The 23870-nt window shown below is 71.0% G+C and carries 23 protein-coding genes; 8 read left to right on the plus strand and 15 right to left on the minus strand.

Going from position 1 to position 23870, the window contains the following annotated elements:
* Positions 1–81: 81 nt before the first annotated feature.
* A complete protein-coding gene (locus EDF24_RS06670; protein WP_123701721.1) occupies positions 82–987 on the plus strand; it encodes an SDR family oxidoreductase in 906 nt (301 codons plus the stop codon).
* 79 nt (positions 988–1066) lie between these two features.
* Here the strand turns inward: EDF24_RS06670 and EDF24_RS06675 are convergent, their stop codons facing one another.
* The 3 genes from EDF24_RS06675 to EDF24_RS06685 all read right to left on the minus strand — a co-directional run bounded on the left by EDF24_RS06675 (position 1067) and on the right by EDF24_RS06685 (position 3653).
* Positions 1067–2365 (minus strand): NAD(P)/FAD-dependent oxidoreductase, encoded by a 1299-nt coding sequence (locus EDF24_RS06675; RefSeq protein ID WP_123701723.1) that lies wholly within the window; start codon positions 2363–2365, stop codon positions 1067–1069.
* Between the two features lie 96 nt (positions 2366–2461).
* The gene (locus EDF24_RS06680; RefSeq protein ID WP_123655814.1) at positions 2462–3010 is read right to left on the minus strand and encodes a dihydrofolate reductase family protein; all 549 of its coding nucleotides are present in this window, start codon (positions 3008–3010) and stop codon (positions 2462–2464) included.
* A gap of 16 nt (positions 3011–3026) precedes the next feature.
* Positions 3027–3653, minus strand: coding sequence for a hypothetical protein (locus EDF24_RS06685; RefSeq protein ID WP_185021585.1), 627 nt, complete (start codon positions 3651–3653; stop codon positions 3027–3029).
* Positions 3654–3756: 103 nt separating this feature from the next.
* Between EDF24_RS06685 and EDF24_RS06690 the strand changes: the two genes are divergently transcribed.
* Both EDF24_RS06690 and EDF24_RS06695 read left to right on the plus strand, forming a co-directional pair.
* A complete protein-coding gene (locus EDF24_RS06690) occupies positions 3757–4530 on the plus strand; it encodes an alpha/beta fold hydrolase (RefSeq protein WP_165931410.1) in 774 nt (257 codons plus the stop codon).
* Entirely contained in the window at positions 4527–5258 is a 732-nt protein-coding gene (locus tag EDF24_RS06695; protein ID WP_311316793.1) for a triacylglycerol lipase, read from the plus strand. The genes EDF24_RS06690 and EDF24_RS06695 overlap by 4 nt, the downstream gene beginning before the upstream one ends.
* A gap of 22 nt (positions 5259–5280) precedes the next feature.
* On the opposite strand, the gene EDF24_RS06700 is transcribed toward EDF24_RS06695, so the two are convergent.
* The 3 genes from EDF24_RS06700 to EDF24_RS06710 are packed head-to-tail and all read right to left on the minus strand — an operon-like array spanning position 5281 to position 7505.
* Positions 5281–5667 carry a VOC family protein gene (locus EDF24_RS06700; RefSeq protein ID WP_207909587.1) on the minus strand — a complete coding sequence of 129 codons (387 nt, stop codon included), beginning with the start codon at positions 5665–5667 and terminating at the stop codon, positions 5281–5283.
* 35 nt (positions 5668–5702) lie between these two features.
* Complete coding sequence (locus EDF24_RS06705) at positions 5703–6731, minus strand: LacI family DNA-binding transcriptional regulator (protein ID WP_123701730.1); 1029 nt, start codon at positions 6729–6731, stop codon at positions 5703–5705.
* A 42-nt stretch (positions 6732–6773) separates the two neighbouring features.
* Positions 6774–7505, minus strand: coding sequence for a class I SAM-dependent methyltransferase (locus tag EDF24_RS06710; protein ID WP_123701732.1), 732 nt, complete (start codon positions 7503–7505; stop codon positions 6774–6776).
* 154 nt (positions 7506–7659) lie between these two features.
* Between EDF24_RS06710 and EDF24_RS06715 the strand changes: the two genes are divergently transcribed.
* The 3 genes from EDF24_RS06715 to EDF24_RS06725 are packed head-to-tail and all read left to right on the plus strand — an operon-like array spanning position 7660 to position 11229.
* The gene (locus EDF24_RS06715; protein WP_260233375.1) at positions 7660–8658 is read left to right on the plus strand and encodes a sugar ABC transporter permease; all 999 of its coding nucleotides are present in this window, start codon (positions 7660–7662) and stop codon (positions 8656–8658) included.
* The gene (locus EDF24_RS06720; RefSeq protein ID WP_123701736.1) at positions 8655–9590 is read left to right on the plus strand and encodes a carbohydrate ABC transporter permease; all 936 of its coding nucleotides are present in this window, start codon (positions 8655–8657) and stop codon (positions 9588–9590) included. Before EDF24_RS06715 ends, EDF24_RS06720 begins: the two co-directional genes overlap by 4 nt.
* A gap of 4 nt (positions 9591–9594) precedes the next feature.
* Entirely contained in the window at positions 9595–11229 is a 1635-nt protein-coding gene (locus EDF24_RS06725; RefSeq protein WP_123701739.1) for an extracellular solute-binding protein, read from the plus strand.
* A 110-nt stretch (positions 11230–11339) separates the two neighbouring features.
* Here EDF24_RS06725 and EDF24_RS06730 read toward each other — a convergent pair whose 3' ends face one another.
* Positions 11340–12011, minus strand: a complete 672-nt coding sequence (locus EDF24_RS06730) for a CatA-like O-acetyltransferase (protein WP_123655806.1) — start codon at positions 12009–12011, stop codon at positions 11340–11342.
* 58 nt (positions 12012–12069) lie between these two features.
* Here EDF24_RS06730 and EDF24_RS06735 point away from each other — a divergent pair, with 58 nt between their 5' ends.
* Together EDF24_RS06735 and EDF24_RS06740 are read left to right on the plus strand one after the other, a co-directional pair.
* Positions 12070–12615: a YbaK/EbsC family protein gene (locus tag EDF24_RS06735; protein ID WP_123701741.1), complete on the plus strand. Its 546-nt coding sequence runs from the start codon at positions 12070–12072 to the stop codon at positions 12613–12615.
* Between the two features lie 3 nt (positions 12616–12618).
* Positions 12619–13128 carry an AAA family ATPase gene (locus EDF24_RS06740; protein WP_123701742.1) on the plus strand — a complete coding sequence of 170 codons (510 nt, stop codon included), beginning with the start codon at positions 12619–12621 and terminating at the stop codon, positions 13126–13128.
* Here EDF24_RS06740 and EDF24_RS06745 read toward each other — a convergent pair.
* The 8 genes from EDF24_RS06745 to EDF24_RS06780 form a co-directional block, all read right to left on the minus strand.
* Entirely contained in the window at positions 13125–14081 is a 957-nt protein-coding gene (locus tag EDF24_RS06745) for an alpha/beta fold hydrolase (protein ID WP_123701744.1), read from the minus strand. The genes EDF24_RS06740 and EDF24_RS06745 overlap by 4 nt on opposite strands.
* Position 14082: 1 nt before the next feature.
* Positions 14083–14568, minus strand: coding sequence for a nucleoside deaminase (locus EDF24_RS06750; RefSeq protein ID WP_123701746.1), 486 nt, complete (start codon positions 14566–14568; stop codon positions 14083–14085).
* The gene (locus tag EDF24_RS06755) at positions 14565–16265 is read right to left on the minus strand and encodes a long-chain fatty acid--CoA ligase (RefSeq protein WP_123701748.1); all 1701 of its coding nucleotides are present in this window, start codon (positions 16263–16265) and stop codon (positions 14565–14567) included. Before EDF24_RS06755 ends, EDF24_RS06750 begins: the two co-directional genes overlap by 4 nt.
* A 112-nt stretch (positions 16266–16377) precedes the next feature.
* Entirely contained in the window at positions 16378–16734 is a 357-nt protein-coding gene (locus EDF24_RS06760; protein WP_260233376.1) for a VOC family protein, read from the minus strand.
* Between the two features lie 8 nt (positions 16735–16742).
* Positions 16743–17495, minus strand: a complete 753-nt coding sequence (locus EDF24_RS06765; protein ID WP_123701752.1) for a CPBP family intramembrane glutamic endopeptidase — start codon at positions 17493–17495, stop codon at positions 16743–16745.
* 63 nt (positions 17496–17558) lie between these two features.
* Positions 17559–21401 (minus strand): ATP-dependent RNA helicase HrpA, encoded by a 3843-nt coding sequence (hrpA, locus tag EDF24_RS06770; protein WP_123702577.1) that lies wholly within the window; start codon positions 21399–21401, stop codon positions 17559–17561.
* Between the two features lie 25 nt (positions 21402–21426).
* The gene (locus EDF24_RS06775; RefSeq protein ID WP_123701753.1) at positions 21427–23259 is read right to left on the minus strand and encodes a thioredoxin domain-containing protein; all 1833 of its coding nucleotides are present in this window, start codon (positions 23257–23259) and stop codon (positions 21427–21429) included.
* A 79-nt stretch (positions 23260–23338) separates the two neighbouring features.
* Positions 23339–23869, minus strand: a complete 531-nt coding sequence (locus EDF24_RS06780; RefSeq protein WP_123655796.1) for an AAA family ATPase — start codon at positions 23867–23869, stop codon at positions 23339–23341.
* Position 23870: the final 1 nt, after the last annotated feature.

A 23870-nucleotide genomic window follows, 5' to 3' on the forward strand; every position in this document is an offset into this window, starting at 1 on the left:
ACAGCGTCTGACATCGCGGTGTACAGTGATGTCAGTCGATGACATCACTGGTCGTCGACAGTGCGTCAGGAAGGACACACCATGCGCGTATTCGTCACCGGAGCATCCGGCTGGATCGGCTCCGCCACCGTCGACGAGCTCATCGCCGCCGGGCACCAGGTCACCGGGCTCGCCCGCTCCGACGCCTCCGCCGCTGCCGTCGAGGCCGCTGGCGCCACCGTCGTCCGCGGTGACCTCGACGACCTCGACGCCATCCGCCGCGGGGCCGAGGACGCCGAGGGCGTCGTGCACCTCGCCAACAAGCACGACTGGTCGAACCCGGCCGCGACCAACGCCGCCGAGCGCGCCGCGGTCGAGACCATCGGCACCGCCCTCGTCGGCACCGACCGGCCCTTCATCGTCGCGTCGGGCATCGCCGGGCTCGCGGGGGACCGCCCGGGCCTGGAGACCGACCCGAACCCGTTCGTCGGTCCGGGCTCCATGCGTGGCGGCAGCGAGAACCGTGCGCTCGACTTCGTGGACCAGGGCGTCCGCTCGATCGCGGCCCGCTTCGCCCCCACCGTGCACGGTGTCGGGGACCACGGGTTCATCTCGCTGATCGTCGCCGCTGCACGGCAGCACGGCGTCTCGGCCTACGTCGGCGCGGGCACGAACAGCTGGTCGGCCGTGCACCGCTCCGACGCGGCGCGTCTCGTGCGACTCGGGCTGGAAGGTGCTCCGGCGGGCACCCGCATGCACGTCACCGGCGAGACGGCCGTCTCCACCCGGTCGATCGCCGAGGCCATCGGCGAGGGCCTCGGGCTGCCGGTGACCTCGGTCGACCCAGCGGACGCGATCGACCACTTCGGGTTCATCGGGCGGTTCTTCGGGATGGAGATGTCCGGCGACTCCACGGCGACGCGTGCGCTCCTCGGCTGGGAGCCCACCGGCCCGACCCTCGCCGAGGACATCGCGGCCGGCGCGTACTTCGACGTGCGCGTGTCGTAGGCGTCCGGCCACGACCCGGAACGACGGGGTCGCTGTCGTACGACAGCGACCCCGTCGTTCCGCGGACGGGAAGCCGGCGCTACTCGGCCTTCTGCATCTGCCAGGGCTCCGGCTCGCGGTCGCCGTTCGGGCGCACCGGGCGGACGTCGCCGACGATCGGGATCGAGCGCTTCCGCATGAACCACAGGTAGCGCACGAAGAAGTGCGACAGGGTCGAGAGCCGGTTGCCGTTGCCGAGCAGCGACGCGATGTGCACGGCGACCCACGCGGCCCAGGCCACCGGCCCGACCATCGTGATGCCGCCGCGGAGCTGTGCGACCGCCGCGTTCGTGCCGATCGTCGCCATCGTGCCCTTGTCGTGGTACTTCAGGGGCTCCGTCGGCTTGCCCTCGAGCACCCGGACGATCTGCTTCGCGATGTGCTTGCCACCCTGCAGCGCCGGCTGGGCGAGCTGCGCGAGGGCGTCGTCCTGCGCCGCGATGTCGCCGGCGGCCCAGATGCCGTCGACGCCCTGCACGCTGAGGTCGTCGTTGACCTTGATGCGGCCGCCGTTCGTCTGCGGCATGCCCCAGTTCGCCACCTCTTTGTGGGCGGCCACACCGGTCGCCCAGATGACCTGCGAGGCCGGGATGAACTCGCCGCTGGCGGTCATCACGCCGTCCTGACGGACCTCGGAGACGCCGGTGTTCAGGCGGAGGATCACGCCGCGCTTCCGCAGCACCTTCGCCGCGTACCGGCGGAGCCGCGGTGCGAAGGGCTTCAGCAGCTCGCCGCTCCGGTGCACGAGCGTGATGGTGATGTTGCCGCGGAGGATCTCCGGGTACGCGCCCTCGAGCGCCTGGTCGCGGAGCTCGGCGAGCGCGCCGGCCATCTCGACGCCGGTCGCGCCGCCGCCGACGATGACGATCTTGATCTCGTCGGGGCCCTGGTTCGCGGCCGCTTCCTCGAGCCGGGTGAACAGCTCGTCGCGGATGCGGAGGGCCTGCGAGCGGGAGTACATCGAGTACGCGTACTCGTACGCACCGGGGGTGCCGAAGTAGCTCGTGTTCACGCCGTTCGCCAGGATCAGCTGGTCGTAGTGCAGGTGCTCGCCGTCGGACATCTCGGCGACCTTCGCGACCGGGTCGATGCCGGTGAGCAGCCCGTGGCGGAACTCCGCGTTGTCCTGGCGCGCGCGGAGGCTGCGCAGGAAGTACGTCACGTCACCGGCGTTGAGGCCGCCTGTCGCCACCTGGTACATGAGCGGCTGGAACATGTTGTAGACGTGGCGGTCGACGAGGGTGACCCGGACCGGGGCGTCCGCGAGCTCGCGCATGGCGGCGATGCCGGCGAATCCACCGCCGACGATGACGACGTGCGGGCGGGTGTCCTGCGGCATGGTGAGCTCCGGGGTTGTGCGGTGAACGGCACCCACAACGGTACGCCGGTTCCGACCCGCCCAACTCCATCGGCCTGGAGGCTCGGCTGACGCCCGTCAGGCGGCGCGCAGTCCGTAGGTGCTCACGACGTTTCCCTTGCTCGTCACGGTGCTGTCGACCAGACGGAGGCGCGTGGCCGGGTCGGTCGGTTCGAAGAGCTTCCGGCCCTCACCCGCGATCGCCGGGTGGACCATCAGCTGCAGTTCGTCGAGGAGTCCCGCGAAGAGCAGGCTCCGGACCAGGGTCACGCTGCCGCACACCGCGATGTCCGCGCCGTCCCGCTGTGTGAGGTCCCGCACGAACTCGTGGACGTCGCCCTGGATCCTCGTGGAGTTCTGCCAGGCGAGGTCGTCACCGAGCGTGGTCGACGCGACGTGCTTCTCGATCGGGTTGATCCACTGCGCGAACGGGTCGTCGGGGTGGGCCGGCCACCACTCGGCCCACTCGGTGTAGCTGTTCCGCCCGAGGAGCACGGTGTCGGTGCGGGCCATGAACGCCCCCATGCCCGCACCGAGCTCGTCGTCGAAGCTGTCGTACTGGAACTTGAAGGGGTCCTGCACGACGCCGTCGACCGACGTGAACAGCCCTGCCGTCACCTTGCGCATGCTCGGAGGGTAACGCTCAACTGTTCGAAGAGGAACCGCTCGTCCCGGTCGATCCCGAACTGCCGTCCGTGCCCGTGCCGGAGCCCGAGTCGTCGGACCCGGTGCCCGTGCCGCCGTTGGTCCCCGGCAGCTCGTTCGTGCCGCCGTTCGTGCCGCCGTTCGTCCCGCCCGGGAACCCGCCGTACCCCTGCCCGGGGACCTGCGTCGTCGACTGGGTCTGGTGCGCACCGATCGCGTGTCCGATCGCGAAGCCGGCGCCACCGCCCGCGAGGAGTGCCACCAACCCGACGGCGATCGCGATCACCGGCCAGAACCACGGCGGCTTCGGCTTCCGGGAGCGCTGCCCGTACGGGGCGGCGTTGCCGTACCAGGCGGTCGGCCCGGCCGGGGCTGGCGACTGCCCGTTCCACGACCCGGCGTCGGCGCGGTGGGGCTGCTGCGCCCACTGCTGCTGGTGCTGCTGGCCGTACTGGTCGTACGCGGGCGCCTGGTCGTAGGTGGGCGCCTGGTCGTACATGGGTGCCTGGTCGTGGGTGGCCGTGGGCGTCGAGGTCGGCGCCGGTGCCGCTGCCCACCCGTTCGTCGTGTCCGTCGTCGGAGTCGGCTCGGCGGCCGCAGCCTGCTCGTGCTGGTTCTCACTCATGGACGCAGTCCAGCGGGTCTCCCTATGTGGAGCCGATGACCGCGCTGCCGTGCCGCTGCGAAACGACGCTCGTCCGCCAGCCGCGGGTGCGTACGGTCGAGGTGTGCGAGCACTCGTGGAGACGATCACCGTGGACGGGGTCCCCGTCCGGCTCCGCACGCTCGCGCCCGCCGGCCGACGGCGGGACGCCCTGACCCCGACGGTCCTGCTCGTCCACGGCATCGGCATGTCGAGCCGCTCGTTCGACCGATCACAGCAGACGCTGTCCCGGACTCACCGGACGGTGGCGGTCGACCTGCCGGGGTTCGGCGGGGTCCCTGCCGTCGGACGCCGACTCGAGGTCGCGGAACTCGCCGACCTCGTCGTCCGCGCGGTGCGGCGGTGCGGCATCCGGCAGAGCGTCGTGGTGGGCCAGTCGATGGGGACGCAGGTCGCCGTCGAGGCCGCGCTCCGCCACCCCGACGACGTCGACGCCGTCGTGCTCGTCGGGCCGGTCGTCGACCCGCGACGTCGGAGCGTGCCGCGCCTGGCTGTCGACCTCGTCCGGGACTCGTTCGTCGAGGGTGTCCGGATGAACGCCGTCGTCGCCACCGACCACCTCAGGAGCCTCCGGCAGTACCGGCACCAGCTCCGACCGATGCTGCGGTACCCGATGCTCGAGTCCGTGTCGCGACTCGACGTCCCGGTGCTCGTCGTCCGTGGCGCCGAGGACCCGATCACGCGGCACGCCTGGGCCGCCCGCGTCGCCGGCATGTCCGTGCGGGGCGTCCTCGTCGAGCTCCGCGGACCGCACCACGTGCAGGAGCACCAGCCGGTCGCGTTCGCCGACCTCGTCAGCGAGTTCCGGCGCGTGCAGACGCTGGAGGGGCTGCGGTGAACGCGACCGCTCCCGGAACCGGACCGGTGCGCTCGGGCCGAGCCGAGCCTCCGTACCGCATCGGACTCGTGCGGCGCACGTGGTGGGCCCTCGCGGACTGGGTCTACGCCGCCGTCTGGCAGGCGCGGAGCCTCGGACCGACCACCGCTGACGACTACCGGACGGGCGACGGCCAGCCCGTCGTCGTGATCCCGGGCGTCTACGAGACCTGGCACTTCATGCGCCCGCTGATGGACGCGCTGCACGACCGCGGGCACCCGGTGCACGTGGTGGCCGTCCTCCGGCACAACCTCCGACCGGTGCCGGCGTCGGCGGCCGACGTCCTGGCGTACCTGGAGGACCACGACCTACGGGGTGTCCTCGTGGTGGCGCACAGCAAGGGCGGGCTGATCGGGAAGTACGCGATGACGCAGCTCGACCACGACGGGCGGATCGACCGGATGGTGGCGGTGTCGACGCCGTTCGGCGGGTCGGTGTACGCGAACCTGGCGCCGGTGCCGCACCTGCGGGCCTTCCGTGCGGCGGACCCGGTGATCGCTGCGCTCGCCCGGGAGCGCGACGCGAACGCCCGGATCACCTCGGTCTACGGGGTGTTCGACACCCTGATCCCCGGGGGCAGCGCGCTCGCCGGAGCGACCAACGTGCGGGTCCCCGTCGGCGGCCACTTCCGGATCCTCGCGGACGCGCAGGCCCGCGACGGGGTGCTCGCCGCCGCCGCGCCGCGCTGACGCGCGCTCGCGCGCGAGCGGCTCAGGCGCCGGGGAGGAACAGGCAGAAGGGGTGCCCGTCGGGGTCGAGCAGCACGCGGACGTCGTCCTGCGGTTGGTACTCGGCCTGGCGTGCGCCGAGCGACTCCGCGCGGGCGACCGCTGCCGGCAGGTCCTCCACCTGGAAGTCGAGGTGCAGCTGCATGCCCGGCTCGTCCTTCGTCCCGGGCCACGTCGGCGGGACCCATTCCGGTTCGAACTGCACGGACAGCCCCGGGCCGTCGTCGGGGCGGATGCGTGCCCAGGTCGGGTCGTCCTCGAACACGGTCCACCCGGTGAGGGCACCGTAGAACCGCGCCAGTTCGAGCGGGGCCGGTGACTGGAGCACGGTGGCGGCGAGCGTCGGCATCGACGGGTCGGTGGCGGTCATGGCGCGGAGCGTACGCCGACGCGCAGGACCAGGCGTCAGCGCGGGGCGACGCTCGCGCGCTCGACGATGCGGTGCGGGATCACGACGGTCGACGGGAGAGCGTCGCGGTCGGCGATCCGCGCGGTGAGCAGGTCGAGCGCCGCGTCCGCGAAGGCCCGGCGGTCGAACGACACCGTGGTCAGCGCGGGGATGGCGTAGGCGGCTCCGTCGACGTCGTCGAACCCGATGACACTGACCTGCTCCGGGACGCGGATGCCCCGCGCGGCGAGGACGTGCAGCACACCGAACGCGATCGAGTCCGTGAACGCGAACACCGCGTCGGGCAGTGGCTCGTCACCGAGCGCGTCGAGCCAGCTCGCGAACGCCGATGCCGCATCCGCGGTCGACCACCCGGGCAGCGGGACCCGGAGCGCCGGGTCGAGCGGGATCCCCGCGGCGCGGAGTGCCGTCTCGTACCCGAGCACCCGCAGCTCGCTCGTCGCCGTGATCCGGGTGCGGTCGGCGGTCAGGTCCGGAGCGCCGACCGCGGCGATGCGCCGGTGCCCGCGGTCGAGCAGGAACGTCGTGACCTCGTGCGCGGCGGCGCGGCTGTCGACGTGCACCTGGTCGACGTGTTCGGGCTCGACCTCGCCGATGACAACGGTCGGGGGCAGCCCGGCGGTGGAGGCGAGGACGCTGGCGCTCAGGGACACCGGGTTGAGGATCAGCCCGTCCACCAGGTGTGCGCGTGCTCGGGACACCAGCTGGCGTTCCCGTTCCGGGTCGTTCGCGGTCTGGTCGAGCTGCACGACCCAGTCGCGGTCGCGGGCGAGCTCGACGAACCAGCGCGCGAGCTCGGCGGAGTACGCACTGCTCATCTCCGGCAGGGTCAGCGCGATCGCTCCGGAGCGGCCGTTCCGCAAGCCCCGTGCCGACAGGTTCGGCACGTAGTCGAGCTGCTCGAGTGCCTGCTCGACGCGTTCCCGGGTGTCCGGGCGCACCACCACACCGCCGTTGATGACGTTGGAGACGGTCTTCGGCGAGACCCCGGCGAGGGCCGCGACGTCCCGCACGGTGGCGCGCATGGAGCAACCGTAGCGCGGTGCACCGGCGTGGAGCCGCGCCCGTCAGGGTCGGACGTACCGGTGCACGTGTGCGACGTAGGGCACGGGCACGGTCGAGCGACCGGCGGTCTCCGGTGACGTGTCGAGCAGCTCCTCGACGGCACGGAGCAACCGGTCCCGCGCATCGGCCGCCATCACGATGACGTAGCTCCGCGAGGCGACCATGTCGAGGAAGTCCGACCGGGACTGCTCGTGGACCCAGGGGAACGTCCGGTACTCGCCGCCGTCGAACGGCTCGCCGACGAGCGGGTGGTCGTACTGCGTGATCCGCGACTCCGGCCGGGTCAGGAGCTCCCCGAGGCGTGCCGACCAGGGCAGTGACTCGTCGCGGATGTTCCAGACCAGCCCGAGCACCCCGCCGGGACGCAGCACCCGGGCGACCTCGACCGCACCGGCCGCCGGCTCCACCCAGTGCCAGGACTGCGCGAACGTGACGAGGTCGGCGGCGCCGTCGGCGAGCGGGATCGCCTCGCCCGCGCCGTCCACCACGGGGACCGAGGGCAGCGCATCGGCCAGCCGTGCGCGCATCGCGGTGTCCGGTTCGACCGCCGTGACCGCGGACGCGCGGGGGAGCAGCGTGCGCGTGAACTTCCCGGTGCCGGCCCCCACGTCGACCGCGAGTGCGACCGGTTCCGGCGCCAGCCACTCCGCCACGGCCGTCGGGTACCCGGGGCGACCCCGCTCGTACGCGTCGGCCGCGGCCCCGAACGAGTGTGCGTGCTGTTCGAAGGTCATGCCCACAGCCTGCCACCGAAGCGCCTCAGCGAGGGTGAGCGATCACTGGATCGCTACAACCGGCTACAACGATGGAAACGAATGGCAACGGGTCGCCATCTCGTTGCCAAGCCCGTCAGGGTCACACCAGGAATCCAACGGAGGAGGCCCAGGAGTGACGAAGCTCGACGACCGCGTGCGACCAGCCGCGACAGCGACCGACGGGTCGTCGCCCCCGTCCACCGTCCCGCGACGAAGGACCGCCTGGGAGCGGATCCGTCGCGACCGGGTCCTGCTCTGGATGGGACTGCCCGGCGTCGCGCTGCTCCTCGCCTTCCAGTACCTGCCGCTCCTCGGGAACCTCATCGCGTTCCAGGAGTACCTGCCGTTCGTCCCGCTCGGGCGCAGCCCCTGGGTCGGCTTCGAGAACTTCGCGGTCGTGTTCAACGGCGACCCGGAGTTCCTCGGGGCGCTCCGGAACACGCTCGTGATCACCCTCGTGCAGGTCGTGTTCGTCTTCCCCGCGCCGATCATCCTGGCGCTGATGCTCAACTCGCTGCTGTCGGAGCGCATCAAGGGCGTCGTGCAGTCGATCCTCTACCTGCCGCACTTCCTGTCGTGGGTGATCGTCGTCGCGGTGTTCCAGCAGATCCTCGGCGGGTCCGGGCTCATCAACAACGCGATCCGGGCCTCGGGCGGCACCGCGATCGACTTCCTCGGCAACCCGCACAGCTTCATCGCGCTGCTCACCAGCCAGGTGATCTGGAAGGACACCGGCTGGGCGACGATCCTGTTCCTCGCGGTCCTCAGCTCGATCGACGCCAGTCTGTACGAGGCGGCGAAGATGGACGGCGCGAGCCGCTGGCGGCAGCTCTGGCACGTCACCCTGCCCGGGATGCGCGGGATCATCATCCTGCTGCTGATCCTCCGGCTCGGGGACTCGCTCACCGTCGGGTTCGAGCAGATCCTCCTGCAGCAGGCATCCGTCGGGCGGGCCGCCAGCGAGGTCCTCGACACCTACGTCTACAACAACGGCGTGCTCGGCGGGCAGTGGGGTGTCGCCGCGGCCGTCGGACTCGTCAAGGGCGTGGTCGGCGTGCTGCTCGTCCTCGGCGCCAACAAGGTCGCGCACGTCTTCGGCGAAGCGGGCGTCTACCAGAAGGAGACCCGATGACCGCCACGCACAGCGTCACCGTCCCGCCGACGAAGCAGAGCCGGAAGCACAAGCGCGGCGGCCCGGACACGGCGCCGCTCCCCGGACGCCTGCTCACCGGCTTCGTACTGCTCGTCATCTGCCTGGTCGTGCTGCTGCCCTTCCTCGGCATCGTGTCCACGAGCGTCGCCCCGTCCAGCCAGGTGAACGGTGCCGGCGGGTTCGTGATGTGGCCGACCGGCCTGGACTTCGGCGCGTACGAGAGCATCTTCGCCGGCGGCGTCGTCACCCGCGCGCTCGTGGTCAGCATCGGGATCACCGTCGTCGGCACCCTGATCAGCCTGTTCGTCACCGCGATGCTGGCGTACGCGCTCAGTCGGCCCGGGTCGTACGGCCACGGGGTCGTGCTCAGCCTGGTGCTCGTCAGCCTGCTGTTCGCACCGGGACTCATCCCGAACTACCTGGTCGTCAAGGAGTTCGGCCTGCTCGACTCGTACTGGGCGCTCATCCTGCCGACGGCACTCAGCGCGTTCAACGTCATCGTGATGCGGTCGTTCTTCATGGCGATCCCGAAGGAGCTCATCGAGAGCGCCCGCATCGACGGCGCCGGCGACTTCGGCGTGTTCCTCCGGATCGTGCTGCCCCTGTCGAAGGCCGTCCTCGCCGTGATCGGGCTGTTCTACGCGGTGGGCTACTGGAACGCGTTCTTCAACGCGCTGCTCTACATCAACGACACCGCCAAGTGGCCCCTGCAGCTCGTGCTCCGCACCTACGTGATCAACAACGCGCAGCTCGGCGGCGCCGACCTCGGCACGAGCTCCGACGCCCTGCCGCCGCAGGCCTCGATCCAGATGGCGATCCTCGTCGTCTCGATCGTCCCGATCCTCATCGTCTACCCGTTCCTGCAGCGGCACTTCGCCAAGGGTGTCCTGACCGGCGCCGTGAAGGGCTGAACCCATGACCACCAACGCACCATGGCAGCTGAGCCGCCGCGCGCTCATCGCCGGCGGTCTCGGGATCGCGGCCACGAGCCTCCTGGCCGGTTGTGACACCGTGACCCGCTCGACGGACGTGACGGCGATCAACAAGGCCGTCGCGCTGCCGGACTACGTCCCGTGGACCGGCGGACCGGAGCCGGTCCTGCCGAAGACCAGCGCGCTCATGCCGAGCGCGTTCCGGAAGATCCCGTCGAGCCTGGTCCCGACCGCGAAGGTCCCCGGCGACGGATCCACCCTGCACGGCAGCGTCCCGACCAACTCGCCGGTCCCACCAGCCAAGGGGAGCAACCCCTACTGGCAGGGGCTCGACAAGCGGATGGGCGTCGACCTCGACCTCACGATCACGCCGAACGCCGACTGGGGGAACAAGTTCGCCACGCAGGTCGCCGGCGACACCCTCGGCGACGTCTTCACCGTGTTCGGCACGTTCTCCTACCTGCCGCAGTTCCTCGAGGCCAAGGCGCAGAACCTGACCGAGTACCTCTCCGGCAGCGGCATCCGCGAGTGGCCGTACCTGGCGAACCTGCCCACCGCGTCGTGGAGGGGGACCGTCTTCTCCGGCGGGATCTACGGCGTCCCGGTGCCCCGCGGCCCGCTCACGACCGGCGTGCTGCACCGACGGCAGGACCTCATCGAGGAACTCGGCGTCGACCCGTCCTTCGGCTCCCTCGACGAGTTCACCGCGCTCTGCCGCGAGGTCACCGACCAGAACAAGAACCGGTGGGCGCTCGGGTCCGTGCCGACGAACATCCTCGCGTCGATGCTCGGCGTCCCGAACCAGTGGGACGAGCAGGGCGGCAAGCTGACCCACATGTACGAGGTGGACGCCTACCAGGACATGCTCGAGGTGTCGCGGAAGCTCCTCGCCGACGGGCTCGTGCACCCGGACAGCGTCACCGCCTACAACGGCAAGGTCTGGTTCGTGCAGGGCTCCGCGGTGATGCTGCAGGACAGCTACAGCGCGATCCCCGGGCTGCTGCAGCAGGCGGAACCCGGCAGCGGCTTCGCGATGACGATGGCCCCGTTCGTCGGACCGGCCGGCGCGAAGCCGAAGCCCTGGCTCGGCGACCCGAACAACGCCATCACCGCGCTCGCCGCCGCGTCCGAGGACCGCATCCGCACCGTCCTCGACGTGCTGAACTGGTGCGCGTCACCGTTCGGTACCGAGGCGTGGATGTTCCGCAAGTTCGGCATCGAGGGTCGCGACTTCGAGTACCGGGACGGCGCACCCGTCCTCACGAAGACCGGCAACAGCGAGACCGCGCTCGGCGAGTTCCCGCTGCAGTACTTCACCGAGTGCCCACTGCCGCTGTTCTACTCCGGGTTCCCCGGGATGACCGACACCGTCTACGAGTCGCTCGCGTCCTGGCTCGACGACGGCATCACCAACCCCACCTACGGGCTCTACTCGCCGACGAACTCGACGAAGGGACCCGCGGTCGGCACGTACGCGACGAACGCGATCAACGACGTCCTGCTCGGCCGGGCGCCGGTCAGCTCGTGGAAGGGCGTCGTCCGCGAGTGGCGACGCCGGGGCGGCGACGCGATGCGTCGCGAGTTCGAGGAGGCGTCGGCCGCGCGCGCCGGGTCCTGACGTGCTCGCGTGCTCGCGTGCTCGCGGTGCGGACTGTCGTCGCACCATCGAAACCGATCCGAACCACGGACGCCCGTGGTTCGGATCGGCTTTGGTGGTGCGGCGCTCGCTCAGGCAGGCGTCGCGAGCCAGGTGGGGTCGGCGAAGAGCGCCTCGACGTCGCGGAGCAGCCGGGTCGTGTGGAAGCCGTCGGCTGCCGCGTGGTTGACCTGCACCGACAGCGGGAGCATGGTGCGCCCGCCCTCGTCGTGGTGGCCACCCATGGTGAAGATCGGCAACAGGTGGTCCCAGCCCTCGTGGACCTGCAGCGAGAAGCCCGAGAACGACGCCCACGGCATCGTCGACACGTCGAACAGGTTCGCCGGACGGGGCTGCTGCGGGAACATCGTCGTCGCCGAGCGGTACGTGGCGAGCGCATCCACCGCAGCGTCGTGGAAGGCGCCGAAGTCCTCGTCGTACGGCACGAAGACGGCGCAGAACGTCTCGCGCTCCGGGTTGAACACCGTGAACGCCGGGTGCACGACGTCCCACGCGGCGGGGGAGCGGTCGGGCAGGAGCGTCATCCGGAACTCGCGGTGCCGGTTGACCGCGGTGGCCAACGCCCAGATCTGCGACGCGTACGTGCGGCGACCCGTGCGGCGGAGCTCGGCGACGAACGCGGTCACGTCGACCTGCACGGTGAGTTCGTACCGGCAGGGGACCCGGTCGCGGTAGTGCTCGAAGTGCTCGCGGCGCGGCCAGGTGTCGAGGTCGATCGGCGTCGGTGCCGGGTTCGTCGTCATCGGCCCATCCTGGCAGGGCCTGTCCCGGAAGGGAGGGGCACCTCCGTAGGGTGGAGTGATGCCGAGTCTGGAGCGTGTTCCTGCCCTCGTGGCCACCGGTTTCCTCGCGATCCCCGTCGCGGAGGCGCTGGTCCGTCTGCCCGCGGACGTGCTGAGCCGGATCGAAGCGTCGCCGATCGACCCCGAGCTCGCCGACACCGCGGCGTTCTCCGCGGCGTACGGGTACCCGCTCGAGGGCGGGGCGAACTGCATCGTCGTCGCGGGCAAGCGCGGCGACGTGGTCATCCACGCAGCGTGCATCGTGCTCGCGTCGACCCGCCTCGACGTGAACCGCACCGTGAAGCAGCTGCTCGGGGCGCGGAAGGCGAGCTTCGCGGCGATGGACGACGCCGTCGCGCTGACCGGGATGGAGTACGGCGGGATCACCCCGATCGGGCTCCCGTCCTCGTGGCCCGTCTACGTCGACGCCCGGGTGTCGGACGTGCCCGAGGTCGTCATCGGCGCAGGGGCCCGCGGCGCGAAGCTGTTCCTGCCCGGGGCCGTCCTGGCGGGGCTGCAGCACGTCGAGGTCGTCGAGGGTCTCGCCAACCCGGTCGAGGCCTGAGCGGTGCCGGCCACGATCGCGCTCCTGAGCGGCGCGCCCGGCAGCGGGAAGTCGACGCTGGCGGCGGCGCTCGCCGCGGAGCTCGGGTGGCCGCAGGTGCACCGCGACGAGCTGTACGCCGGGCTGATGGCGGGCGGATCACTTGCACGTGACGAGGTGGTGCCACACGGGGTCCGGCTGTTCTGGACGGCGACCGCCACGTACGCCGGTGCCGGCTGCAGTGTGATCGCGGAAGCAACGCTCTACCGGGACCAGTCCGAGGCCGAAGTGCGGGAGTTCCTGGAGCCCGTCGGAGCCGTGCGGAACGTGCACTGCGTGACGGCGCTCGCACACGAGCGTTTCGTCGCCCGCGGCCACGACGGCACGCTGAACGCGCGGGTGCTCGGGAACCTGCCGCGGGTGTCCTCGCCGCTCGAACTCGGCGTCCCGGTGCTCGAGGTCGACACGACGGACGGGTACGAACCGACGCTGGACGCCGTCGTCGCATGGTTGCGGCAGCCGTCCGCGGACTAGGGGATCTGTGCGGCGAAGCGGTCGAGCGCCGCGGTCAGTGCTGCGCTCTCGCCCGGTCCGCCGTGTGCTTCGTCCTCGACGATCGTCAGCGTGCTCGCCGGCCAGCGGCGGTGCAGCCGCCACGGTGTGATCGCGGGTCCGCTGACGTCGCGCCGTCCGTGGACGAGCGCGGCAGGCAGGTCGGCGAGTTCGGCGATGCGCGACGCGATCGCTCGGTCCGCACCGAGGAACCCGTCGTTCGCCCAGTACCGGGTGACGAGCGTGGCGAACGCTTCCCGAGCCTCCAGGCCGGTGTGACCCAGCCCACGGATCGCCGGAGCGTCGAGCGAGACGTGGACGCTCTCCCAGCGGTCCCACTCCGCGGCGGCGTGCGCGCGGTCCGCCGCGTCCTCGCCGGCCAGGCGACGCGCGTAGGCGTCGACGACCCGCTCGCCGGGGGCGCGGTGCGAGGCGTGCTCGAACCGGTCCCAGTCCTCCGGGAAGACCCGGCCGATGCCCTCGGTGATCCAGTCCACTTCCTCGCGACTCGTCGTCGTGACCGCCAGGAGCGCCAGCGCGCGGACCCGCTCCCGGTGTTCGAGCGCGTAGGCCAGCGCGAGGGTCGTGCCCCAGGAGACACCCGCGACGACCCACGAGCCGATGCCGAGTGCCTGCCGGACCTGCTCGATGTCCGCGATCAGGCGCTGTGTCGTGTGTTCGGCGAGCCGCTCGCGTGCGTCGAGCACACCCGGGGTGCTGCGCCCGCTCCCACGCTGATCGATCCCGACCAGGCGGTACCGGCTCGGGTCGAAGTGCGTGCGGTACCAACCGGACCCGAGGGACCCGCCGGGGCCGCCGTGCAGCCACAGTGCGGGGACGCCGTCGGGTGTGCCGCTCTCCTCGACGTACAACGACGCGCCGTCGTCGGTCTCGATGGTCGTCGTGCGGTACGGCTCCGGATGGGGGTGCGTCACGTCAGTCGGAGTGCAGGGCCGTCCACTGCCGGAACGGCAGTGTCGGGTCCTCGGTGGGGACCTGTTCGGACGGCAGCGACCGTTCGTGCGCGGGCTTCGTGTACTCGCCGTAGAACGAGTCGAGCGACATCAGCCGGTTGCCGTCCTCGTAGTGCTCGGACTCCTGGTCGCGGGTCGCCGCGAAGACGACCCGGTCCGGCTGCGCGTAGTAGAGCGCGCCCAGGCACATCGGGCAGGGGTACGCGGTCACGTAGACGTCGAGCCCGGCCAGGTCGGTGATCCCCATCTCGGCAGCGAGCCGGATCGCGGTGATCTCGGCGTGCGCCGTCGGGTCACCGGTCTGTGTGACGAGGTTCGCGGCCTCGACGACGACCTTGCCGTCACGGACGATCAGGCAGGCGAAGGGCTTGCCGCCCTCGCGGACGTTCGTGAGCGCGCGTGCGACCACGCGCTCCGTGAACCGGGTGTCGGTCTCCGGCGTGCTCATGCGGTGGCCGGCTCCTGCTCGGTGCTCCTGGCGACCGGTTCCTGCCCGCTGAACCGCTCGACGAGGTCACGCTTCAGCACCTTGCCGCTGGGGCCCAGCGGGAGCGCGTCGACGACGTGCACGACGCGGGGGAACTTGTAGGCGGCGATCTCGTCGGCGACGAACTGCACGAGCTCCTCCGGGGTCGCGGTCGCGTCGGGACGCAGCACGACGGCCGCCTCGATCTCCTGGCCGTGCACCTCGTGGGCCACCCCGAAGACGGCGGCCATGGTGACGTCGGGGTGCGTCGCGAGGACCTCCTCGACCTGGCGCGGGTACACGTTGTAGCCGTTCCGGATGATCATGTCCTTCGTCCGGTCCACGATCGTGAGGTAGCCCTCGTCGTCCTTCGTGCCGAGGTCGCCGGTGCGGAACCAGCCGTCGACGATCGCCTCGGCGGTGTCGTCCGGACGGTCGAGGTACCCCTTCATCAGGTTGTGCCCGCGGATCACGAGCTCGCCGATCTCACCGCGCGGCAGCAGCACGATCGCATCACGCGTCTCCGCATCGGCGATCTCGACGTCCACACCCCAGATCGGCGTGCCGATCGTGCCCGGGTGGGGCGCGCGCCCGACGTGGTTGAAGGTCGCGACCGGAGAGGTCTCGGTGAGGCCGTACCCCTCGTGGATCGGCGCGTCGTAGACGGTCTGGAACCGCTCGAGGACCGCGAGCGGCAGCGAGGCGCCGCCGGAGATCGCGTAGCGGAGCGCCGGTCGCGCATCGCTCCGGGTGGCGGCGTCGAGCAGCGCCATGTACATCGTCGGGACGCCCATGAAGATCTCGCACCCGTGCTCCACCATCGCCGCGAGCGCGGAGTCGCCGTCGAACTTCGGCAGCATCACGATCGTCGCGCCGGCGCGGAACCCGGTGTTCATCGTGCAGGTCTGGCCGAACGTGTGGAACAGCGGGAGCGCGCCGAGCAGCACGTCGCCGCGCCGCATGTCGAACGTGCTCATCAGGTTCGTGTTCACCTGCTCGAGCAGGGCGAAGTGCGTGCCCTCGGCACCCTTGGGCTTGCCGGTGGTGCCGCTCGTGTAGAGGATCGTCGCGGTGTCGAACGGGTCGCGGGGGACGTAGGTGTCGAGGGGGTCTGCCTGGGCGGCGAGGTCTTCCAAGCGCGCTGGCGTGGTGGTCTCCTGGCCGGGCGCGCCGGTCTGGCCGGGCTCGCCGGTCCGGCCGCTCTGGCCGGTCGCGGCGCTGTCCGTGGGTGGTGCGAGCACGGTCACCACCTCGATGCCCGCGAGTGCTGCCCCGGCGGCGCCCTCCCCGAGCAGCGGAGCCGCACAGACGAGCAGCATCGCGCCGCTGTCGCGGAGCACGTACTCGACCTCGCGACGCTTCAGGAGCGCGTGCACCGGGACCGCGACGGCGCCGAGCGCCAGGGTCGCGTAGTACACGCGGGCGAAGTCGGCGACGTTCGGCACGAGCATCGCGACACGGGATCCCTCGGTCACGCCCGCCGCCCGCAGCGCGCCGGCGTACGCGAGGGTCTCGTCCCAGAGCTCGGCGTACGTGGTTCGCTGCTCCCCGACGATGACCGCGACGTCGTCCGGGTACCGCCTGGCGGACTCGGCGAGGATCGCGGCGACGGAGGCCGTGGCCCCGGTCGGTCGGGTGGCGCTGCTGGTGATGCTGGCGCTGGGCTGGGTGCTGGTCATGCCGGCCTCCGTCTCCGATGACGAGTGGGTGTCTCGGATCATACGTGCGGGCCCTGGCGGGGCGGTGTGCGGGCGTGGCACGTGTCAGGGGGACAGGCCGCGGCTGTTCGGTTCAGTCGTTCGGGTGGATGAGGCAGAACGGGTGCCCCGCCGGGTCGAGGAACACCCGGAACGTCTCGGTCCCGGAGCCGGTACTCGTCGCGCCGATGGCGAGGACCGCGGCCTCGGCCACGTCGAGGTCGTCCACCTTGACGTCGAGGTGGATCTGCTGGGGGACGTCCTGGCCCGGCCACACCGGGGCGCGGTACTCGTCGACGCGCTGGAAGGCGACGATCGGCCGGGAGCCCTCGATCGGCAGCACGACCTCTGCCCAGTCGTCTTCGTACTCGACGATCTCGCCGCCGAGGAGTTCGGCGTAGAACCGCGCGAGGACCCCGGTGTCCGGGCAGTCGAGGACGATGACGTCCAACGAGCCGATCACGGTCGGGCCGCCGCTGCGAGCATCGTGGCCGTGAAGATGACCCAGTCGTTCAGGATGTGTGCGCCGGTGCTCACCGCGATGTTCTTGGTCCGGATGTACGCGAGCGTCAGCACGAGGCGCGCGACGCCGATGATCAGGAACGCCTGGGCGAAGTTCCACCCGTAGGTCGGCAGGTGCGCGGCACCGAACCAGACGGCGGTTGCGAGCCAGGCGATGAGGATCGCTTGCGTCCTCGTGAGGCCGATGCGGTGGCACAGGGACATGACGGCCAGGAACGGCAGGATCGTGAAGAGTTCCTCGCCGAAGAGCTGGATCGCGGTCCCGACGTAGAACGCCACGAGTTGTCCGGCGCCGTGGATGCCGTCGGTTGCGGTGTTCGCGGTCGCGCCGAAGACCGCCTTGACGATGATTCCGACGGCGAAGGTCACGATGACGTTCGCGATCGCGAAGAGCACCATGAGCCCGACGTCCCGGCCGGTCGTGCGTCGGAAGATCCGCGACCAGTACTGCTTCGTGAAGGCGATGAACACGGCGAGCGGGATCGCGGTGAACAGGAAGCGGGGAACCAGTGACTGCACGTTGTCAGCTGCGGGATAGAAGCTCAGGACCGTGATGCCGACCACGCACGCGACGACGATCGTGATCCACTGCCAGGCGGGGATCGGGATCGGATCACCGTCGTAGAACGGGAAGTCCTGCCCGTCGGCGCGTTCGATCGCATTGCCGTACCGCCTCGTGTCGTCTGACATCGGGGCTCCCCTCGTCCGTGCGACCGACGGTACTGGGTCAGTGGCGCGGAGGGCCAGTCCCGATCACGCCGATGCTGCGGCGAGCGCCTTCGTGATCCGCTGCAGCGACACCGTCTCGGCCGTGCCGAGTTCCTGCGCGAAGAGGCTGAGGCGGAACTCCTCGAGCATCCACCGGGCGTGCACGAGTTCGGGGTGCGATCCCACGGCGGGTGGGAACGTGCCGCCGGCGTCTTCGTAGCGGCCGGTCGCCACCGAGACCTCGCGCATCCAGGTGGCGTCGCGGCCGGGGTTCTGCAGGAGCTTCGTCACGCGGGCCTCGATGCCCTGCAGGTACATCCGGATGCGGCGGAGCCGATCGAGTCCGGCCACGGAGACGAACCCGGGGAACACGAGCCGGTCGAGTTGCTGGCGCATGTCGTTCAACGCCGGGAGCAGGGCCATGCTGTTCGCCTGCTTGAGCGCCCGCTCGGCCTTCCGCTGGGCGGCGAGCACGGCCGCGACCTCCGAGACCGCACCGAACATCGTGTCGACGACGGTCGACGAGACGGCATCGCGAACCGCCTCGAACTCCGCCCTCGTGAAGACCAGGCCCGCAGGGTGCGCCGCCCGGATCCCGGCGTCGACGACAGCGGCGAGGACGTCGTCGAACAGGGCGTTCGTGGACGGGTACGGACTCGCCGCGAGGGCGAGCTTCTCCTGCGCGGTGAGGTGCGACTGGATGTACGAGACCGGCGAGGGAACCGCGAGCATCACGAGTCGCCGGACGCCCGCGGGCATCCGGATCGACCGATCGGCCGGGGTGGCGAGCAGCTGCACGCCGACGGTCGCCTTCGGCCCGGTCCCCTCTTCGACGAGCGCGGGGTAGGCGCGGATGACACCGCCCGACTGCCTGGTGTCGAGGACCTCGGGCAGGTCGAACTCCGGCCAGGTGGTGAGGCCGGACCGTTCGACGCGGCGGTCCGGGGCATCGCCGCCGCCACGGCCCTGGCGTCCTGGTCGCTGGGTGGCCGCCGCGACGCTCTGCTGGGTCCGGTCCTTCAGCTTGGTCTGCAGCGCGGTGAGGTCCTTGCCCGCTTCGACCCGCCGACCGCGCTCGTCGACGACCGCGTAGGTCGGCAGGAGGTGCGCGGGGACCCGGGACATGTCGAAGTCCGACTCCGAGACCGGCACGTAGGTCATCCGCTGGATCGTCTTCGCCAGGGTGGCCCGGAAGCTCTCCGTCGGTGTGGTCGGGGCGTCGTCGGGGAGTTCCTCGACGATCTTCTCGGCCCAGTCGGCCGCCGGGACGACGTTCTTCCGGATCTGCTTCGGGAGCGCCTTGATCAGCGCGGTCACGAGTTCCTTGCGGAGCCCACGGACCTGCCAGTCGAATCCTTCTTCGCGCATCCGGGGCAGCAGCGCGAGCGGGACCTGGACGCTGACGCCGTCGTCCTCGGCGCCGGGCTCGAAGCGGTACCGCACCGCGAGCCGCTGGTCGCCGGAGCGCCACTGGGTCGGGTACTCGGTGTCGTCCTCGGCGGCTTCCGCTGCCGAGGCGTCGAGCAGGTCCTCGCGACGCATCGTGAGGAGCTCGGGCTGGTCACGGCGGGTCCGTCGCCACCACCCCTCGAAGTCGCGGGTGGTCGCGATCTCGGCGGGGATCCGAGCGTCGTAGAACTCGAAGACGTTCTCGTCGTCGAGCAGGATGTCGCGCCGACGCGTCCGCTCCTCGAGCTGTTCGAGTTCCTTCCGGAGTTTGCGGTTCGCGCGGTCGAAGGCCTGCTGGGAGTCCCACTCGCCCTCGATCAGGGCATGCCGGATGAAGAGTTCTCGCGAGTGCACGGGGTCGATCCGGGAGTACTGCACTCGGCGCCGCTGCACGATCGGCACGCCGAAGAGCGTCACGCGCTCGTACGCGACGACGGCGCCCTGCTTCTTCTCCCAGTGCGGCTCGCCGTAGGTGCGTTTGAGCAGGTCCCCGGCGAGCTGCTCCGTCCACACGGGGTCGATCCGGGCCGCGGTGCGCGCGAACAACCGGCTCGTCTCCACGAGCTCTGCGGCCATCACCGCGTCAGGCTGCTTCTTCGCGAGGACACTGCCGGGGAACAGGACGAACCGGGTGTTCCGGGACCCGAGGTAGTCACGCTTCTCACGGTCTCGGAGGCCGATCTGGCTGAGGAGCCCCGCGAGGAGCGAACGGTGCACGGCGTCCGGGTCGTCCTTGCGCTCCTTGCCGACGTGGATTCCGACCTGCTTCGCCGCGCGCGAGAGCTGCCGGTACAGGTCCTGCCACTCGCGGATGCGGAGGTAGTTGAGGAACTCGGCCTTGCAGAGGCGCCGGAACGCACTGGAGGACAGCTCGTCCTGCTTGTCCTCGATGTAGTTCCACAACCCGAGCAGGGTCAGGAAGTCGCTCGTCGGATCGGCGAATCGCGCGTGCAGCTGGTCGGCGTGCGCCCGCTGCTCCAGGGGACGCTCGCGCGGGTCCTGGATGCTCAGCGCCGAGACGACGGCGACGACTTCTCGGCCGACGCCCTGCCTGCCGGCTTCGAGCACCATCCGGCCGAGTCGGGGATCGATCGGCAGCCGCGTGAGCTGCCGACCGGACTTGGTGATCGCGCCCGCCGCATCGACCGCGCGGAGTTCGCGGAGGAGATCGAGGCCGTCCTTCACGCCGCGGGAGTCCGGCGGCTGCAGGAACGGGAAGGACTCGATGTCCCCGAACCCGAGGGAGATCATCTGCAGGATCACCGCGGCGAGGTTCGTGCGGAGGATCTCCGGGTCGGTGAACTCCGGACGGCGTCCGAAGTCGTCCTCGGAGTACAGCCGGATCGCGATGCCGGCACTGGTCCGGCCGGCACGACCGGAGCGCTGGTTCGCGCTCGCCTGCGAGATCGCTTCGATCGGCAGCCGCTGCACCTTGGCCCGCGGGGAGTACCGGGAGATGCGCGCCGTGCCGGTGTCGATGACGTACTTGATCCCGGGCACGGTCAGCGAGGTCTCCGCGACGTTCGTCGCCAGCACCACACGGCGTCGGACGCCCGGTGTCGCGCTGCGCTGGAAGACCCGGTGCTGGTCCGCGGCGGAGAGCCGTCCGTAGAGGGGGAGGACCTCGGTGCCCTGGTACCGCTTGCCCTCGATCGCGTCCTGCGCGTCACGGATCTCGTTCTCCCCGGAGAGGAAGACGAGGACGTCGCCGGGGGCGTCCTGCGCGAGTTCGTCGAGCGCGTCAGTGATGCCGGTGAGGTAGTCGCGGTCGTCCGACCCGTTGCCGGCGTCCGCGGTCCGGGAGTCGGTGTCGTCGTCGCCGTCATCGTCGTCCGGGTCCTCGGCCACGAGCGGGCGGTACCGGATCTCGACCGGGTACGTCCGCCCCGACACCTCGATGATGGGAGCGCCGCCGAAGTGCTGCGAGAACGACTCCGGGTCGATCGTGGCGCTGGTGATGATCAGCTTGAGGTCGGGTCGCCGGGGCAGCAGCCGCTTCAGGTAGCCGAGGAGGAAGTCGATCGTGAGGGAGCGTTCGTGCGCTTCGTCGATGATGATCGTGTCGTAGCGCTTCAGGTCGCGGTCGAAGTGGATCTCGTTGAGCAGGATGCCGTCGGTCATCAGCTTGATCCGGGTGTTCGCGCTGACCTTGTCGGTGAAGCGGACCTGGTAGCCGACGAGGTCGCCGAGTTCGCTGCCGAGTTCTTCCGAGACGCGCTCGGCGATCGTGCGCGCGGCGATCCGTCGCGGCTGCGTGTGACCGATGCTCTCGCGCCCCAGCTCCAGAGCGATCTTCGGGAGCTGGGTGGTCTTGCCCGAGCCCGTGGCACCGGCGACGATCACGACCTGGTTGTCGCGGATCGCTGCGGCGATGTCGTCCCGCCGCTGCGAGACCGGCAGCTCGGGCGGGAACGTGATGACGGGCGGCGTGGGAGACATGAGCATTCCAGGATACCGTCCGGGGTCAGCTCGACGCGAGCTGCCCGGTGAGCTGCTCGACGGAACGCGCCGGGAGCGCGCAGACCCGATCGTGGCAGACGTACGCGGCAGGGTCCTTCGTGGCACGGCCTTCGAGGAGCGCGAACCCCGAGGCCGCCCAGTCTCCTGCCTGCGCCGGGGTCACGACGAGGACCAGCGTGCCGGGACGTCGCGCCCCGAACGCCACGACGCCGAGCTCCGACGGGTGCTCCGACACGACGACGACTTCTCGCGACGGCCGCTGCAGTGCGAGCGCGAGTCCCAGCGCGTCCGCGTGTCCGAGTGGCCGCTCGACACCGGTCCGTGCCCGGTCGGCGACGAGCGCCACCGCCGCGGCGCGGTACGTGTCGTCGCCGGTGAGTGTCCCGAGCATCGCTGCGGCACCGGCCAGGGCGACGGTGCCGGAGCGGAGCGCGGTCTGGGGCTGCTCACCGGTGGCTGTTCCCGCGGACGCCAGGACGGGATCGACGTCGAGCGCGCCGCGGAGACCGTCGTCCACCAGGGAGCGAGCGACGGTGGCGTACCCGACCTGCCCGGTGACCAGCGCGAGTTCGAGGAGCCCTTCGGCGAGGAGACCGACGTCTTCGATGGTGGGTGGCGCCGTCGACACCCCGCGAGGCGTGCTCGAGCGGACCACGACATGGCCGTCCCGCAGGTGTGCATCGATGATCGCGTCCGCAGCGGCCCGGGCTGCCGCGATCATCGCGTCGTCGCCGTGTCGAGCCCCGGCGATGGCGAGGCCGCGGATCGCGAGTCCGTTCCACCCGGTCAGGACCTGGTCGTCGAGCGGTGGCGGGTCCAGCGTCGACCGCTCGGCCAGGGGGCGCCGGTACCACTCGCCTTCCACCCGGCGGCCGTCGATCGTGGACTCGCTGTCCTGCGCTGCCACGAACGCGCCGTCCGGGCGGCGCAGGGTGTCGCGCAGGAAGTCCGCGATGCCCCTGGCCTGGTCTCGCGGCGCCACGGCGAGGAGGTTCGCGTTGTCGTAGAGCATCCGTTCGTAGTGCGGCACGCTCCAGTCGCGACGGGTGGCGTACCGGAACACACCACCGTCCGGGTCGGTGAGCTCGGACTCGGCGATCGCGCGCAGCGACCGCTCGACGAGCGCCGATGCCTCGGCGACACCGTCCGCTCCGGCATCGGCGAGGAACTCCAGCAGGGGAGCCGACGGGAACTTCGGAGCGCCACCGAAACCGCCGTACGTCGTGTCTTCCGACCGTTGGAGTGCGATGACGACATCGTGGATCGCCCCGACCGACGGGAGGCCCGGTTCGGCTCCGGCAGGCGCACCGGGCTCGTCCTGTGCCGCGTCCAGAGCGCCCTGACGGATGGCCGTCGCGAGCGCCGTCGCGTTGGCGTCGACTTCACCCCGTCGGTCGCGCCACGCGTCGAGCACGGCGCCCAGCACCTGCCGGAAGGACGGGTGCTGGCCGACCGGCGTCGGCGGGGAGTAGGTACCCGCGAAGAACACGTGGGCGTCGGGCGTCATGAACGCGGTCAGCGGCCAGCCGAGCTGCTCGGTGAACGCAGCGGCCGCCGCCATCGTGCTCGAGTCGACGTCAGGGCGTTCTTCACGGTCGACCTTCACCGCGACGAAGTCACGCCGCAGGAGCTCGGCGACCTCAGGATCGGCGAAGCTCTCCCGCGCCATGACGTGGCACCAGTGACAGGTCGCGTAGCCGATCGACACGAGGACGGGGACGTCCCGTTCGCGTGCTTCCGCGAAGGCGTCCGGGCCCCATTCACGCCAGTCCACCGGGTTGTCGGCGTGGAGACGGAGGTAGGGGCTGACGGCGGTGCCGAGCCGGTTGTCGTTCATGGCTCCAGCGTGCCCGGTCCGCGCTGGGCGGGCGTGTCGGGAGGGCGAACTGTGGAGATTCAGTGCTGTCCACAGGGGGTCAGGCGGGAAGCCACCCAGTGATGGACGCGAGCCGACGGGCCACGTCGTTCGGGGCCATGTCGTCCGTGTCCACCCGGGTGACGTGGTCCGTGGTGGCCGTGTCGAGCCTCCCGGCCGTCCGCGTACTGTGCGCGAGTTGCCCCGCCGGGAGCGGGCCACCCGCCCGACGGCGCAGGCGGGATGCCGTGGCGTCGTCCCCGGCGCGGAGCAGGACCGCGACGACGACGGGGTCGTCACCCATCGCGGCGGCGAGCCGTGCCGTCTCGAGCACCGAGACGGTGTTCGTGTAGACGAGGCGGTGGTGGCCGAGCTCGCGGTAGTTCGCCCAGATCGCCGCGAGGTTCCGCTCCGCGACGTGGGCGTCCGGGTGCTCCACGTGCGGCGCCGGGTGGGCGAGGTCGAGCGTGTCGCCCTCGATGACCGCGTGCCGGACGTCTGCGCTCGCGAGGAGTTCGTGCAGGGCGTCCGCCGCCGTCGACTTCCCGACGCCGGATCGGCCGCCGATGAACAGCACCTCGGAACGGGGCACC

Source organism: Curtobacterium sp. PhB130, assembly GCF_003755165.1.
Taxonomy (GTDB): domain Bacteria; phylum Actinomycetota; class Actinomycetes; order Actinomycetales; family Microbacteriaceae; genus Curtobacterium.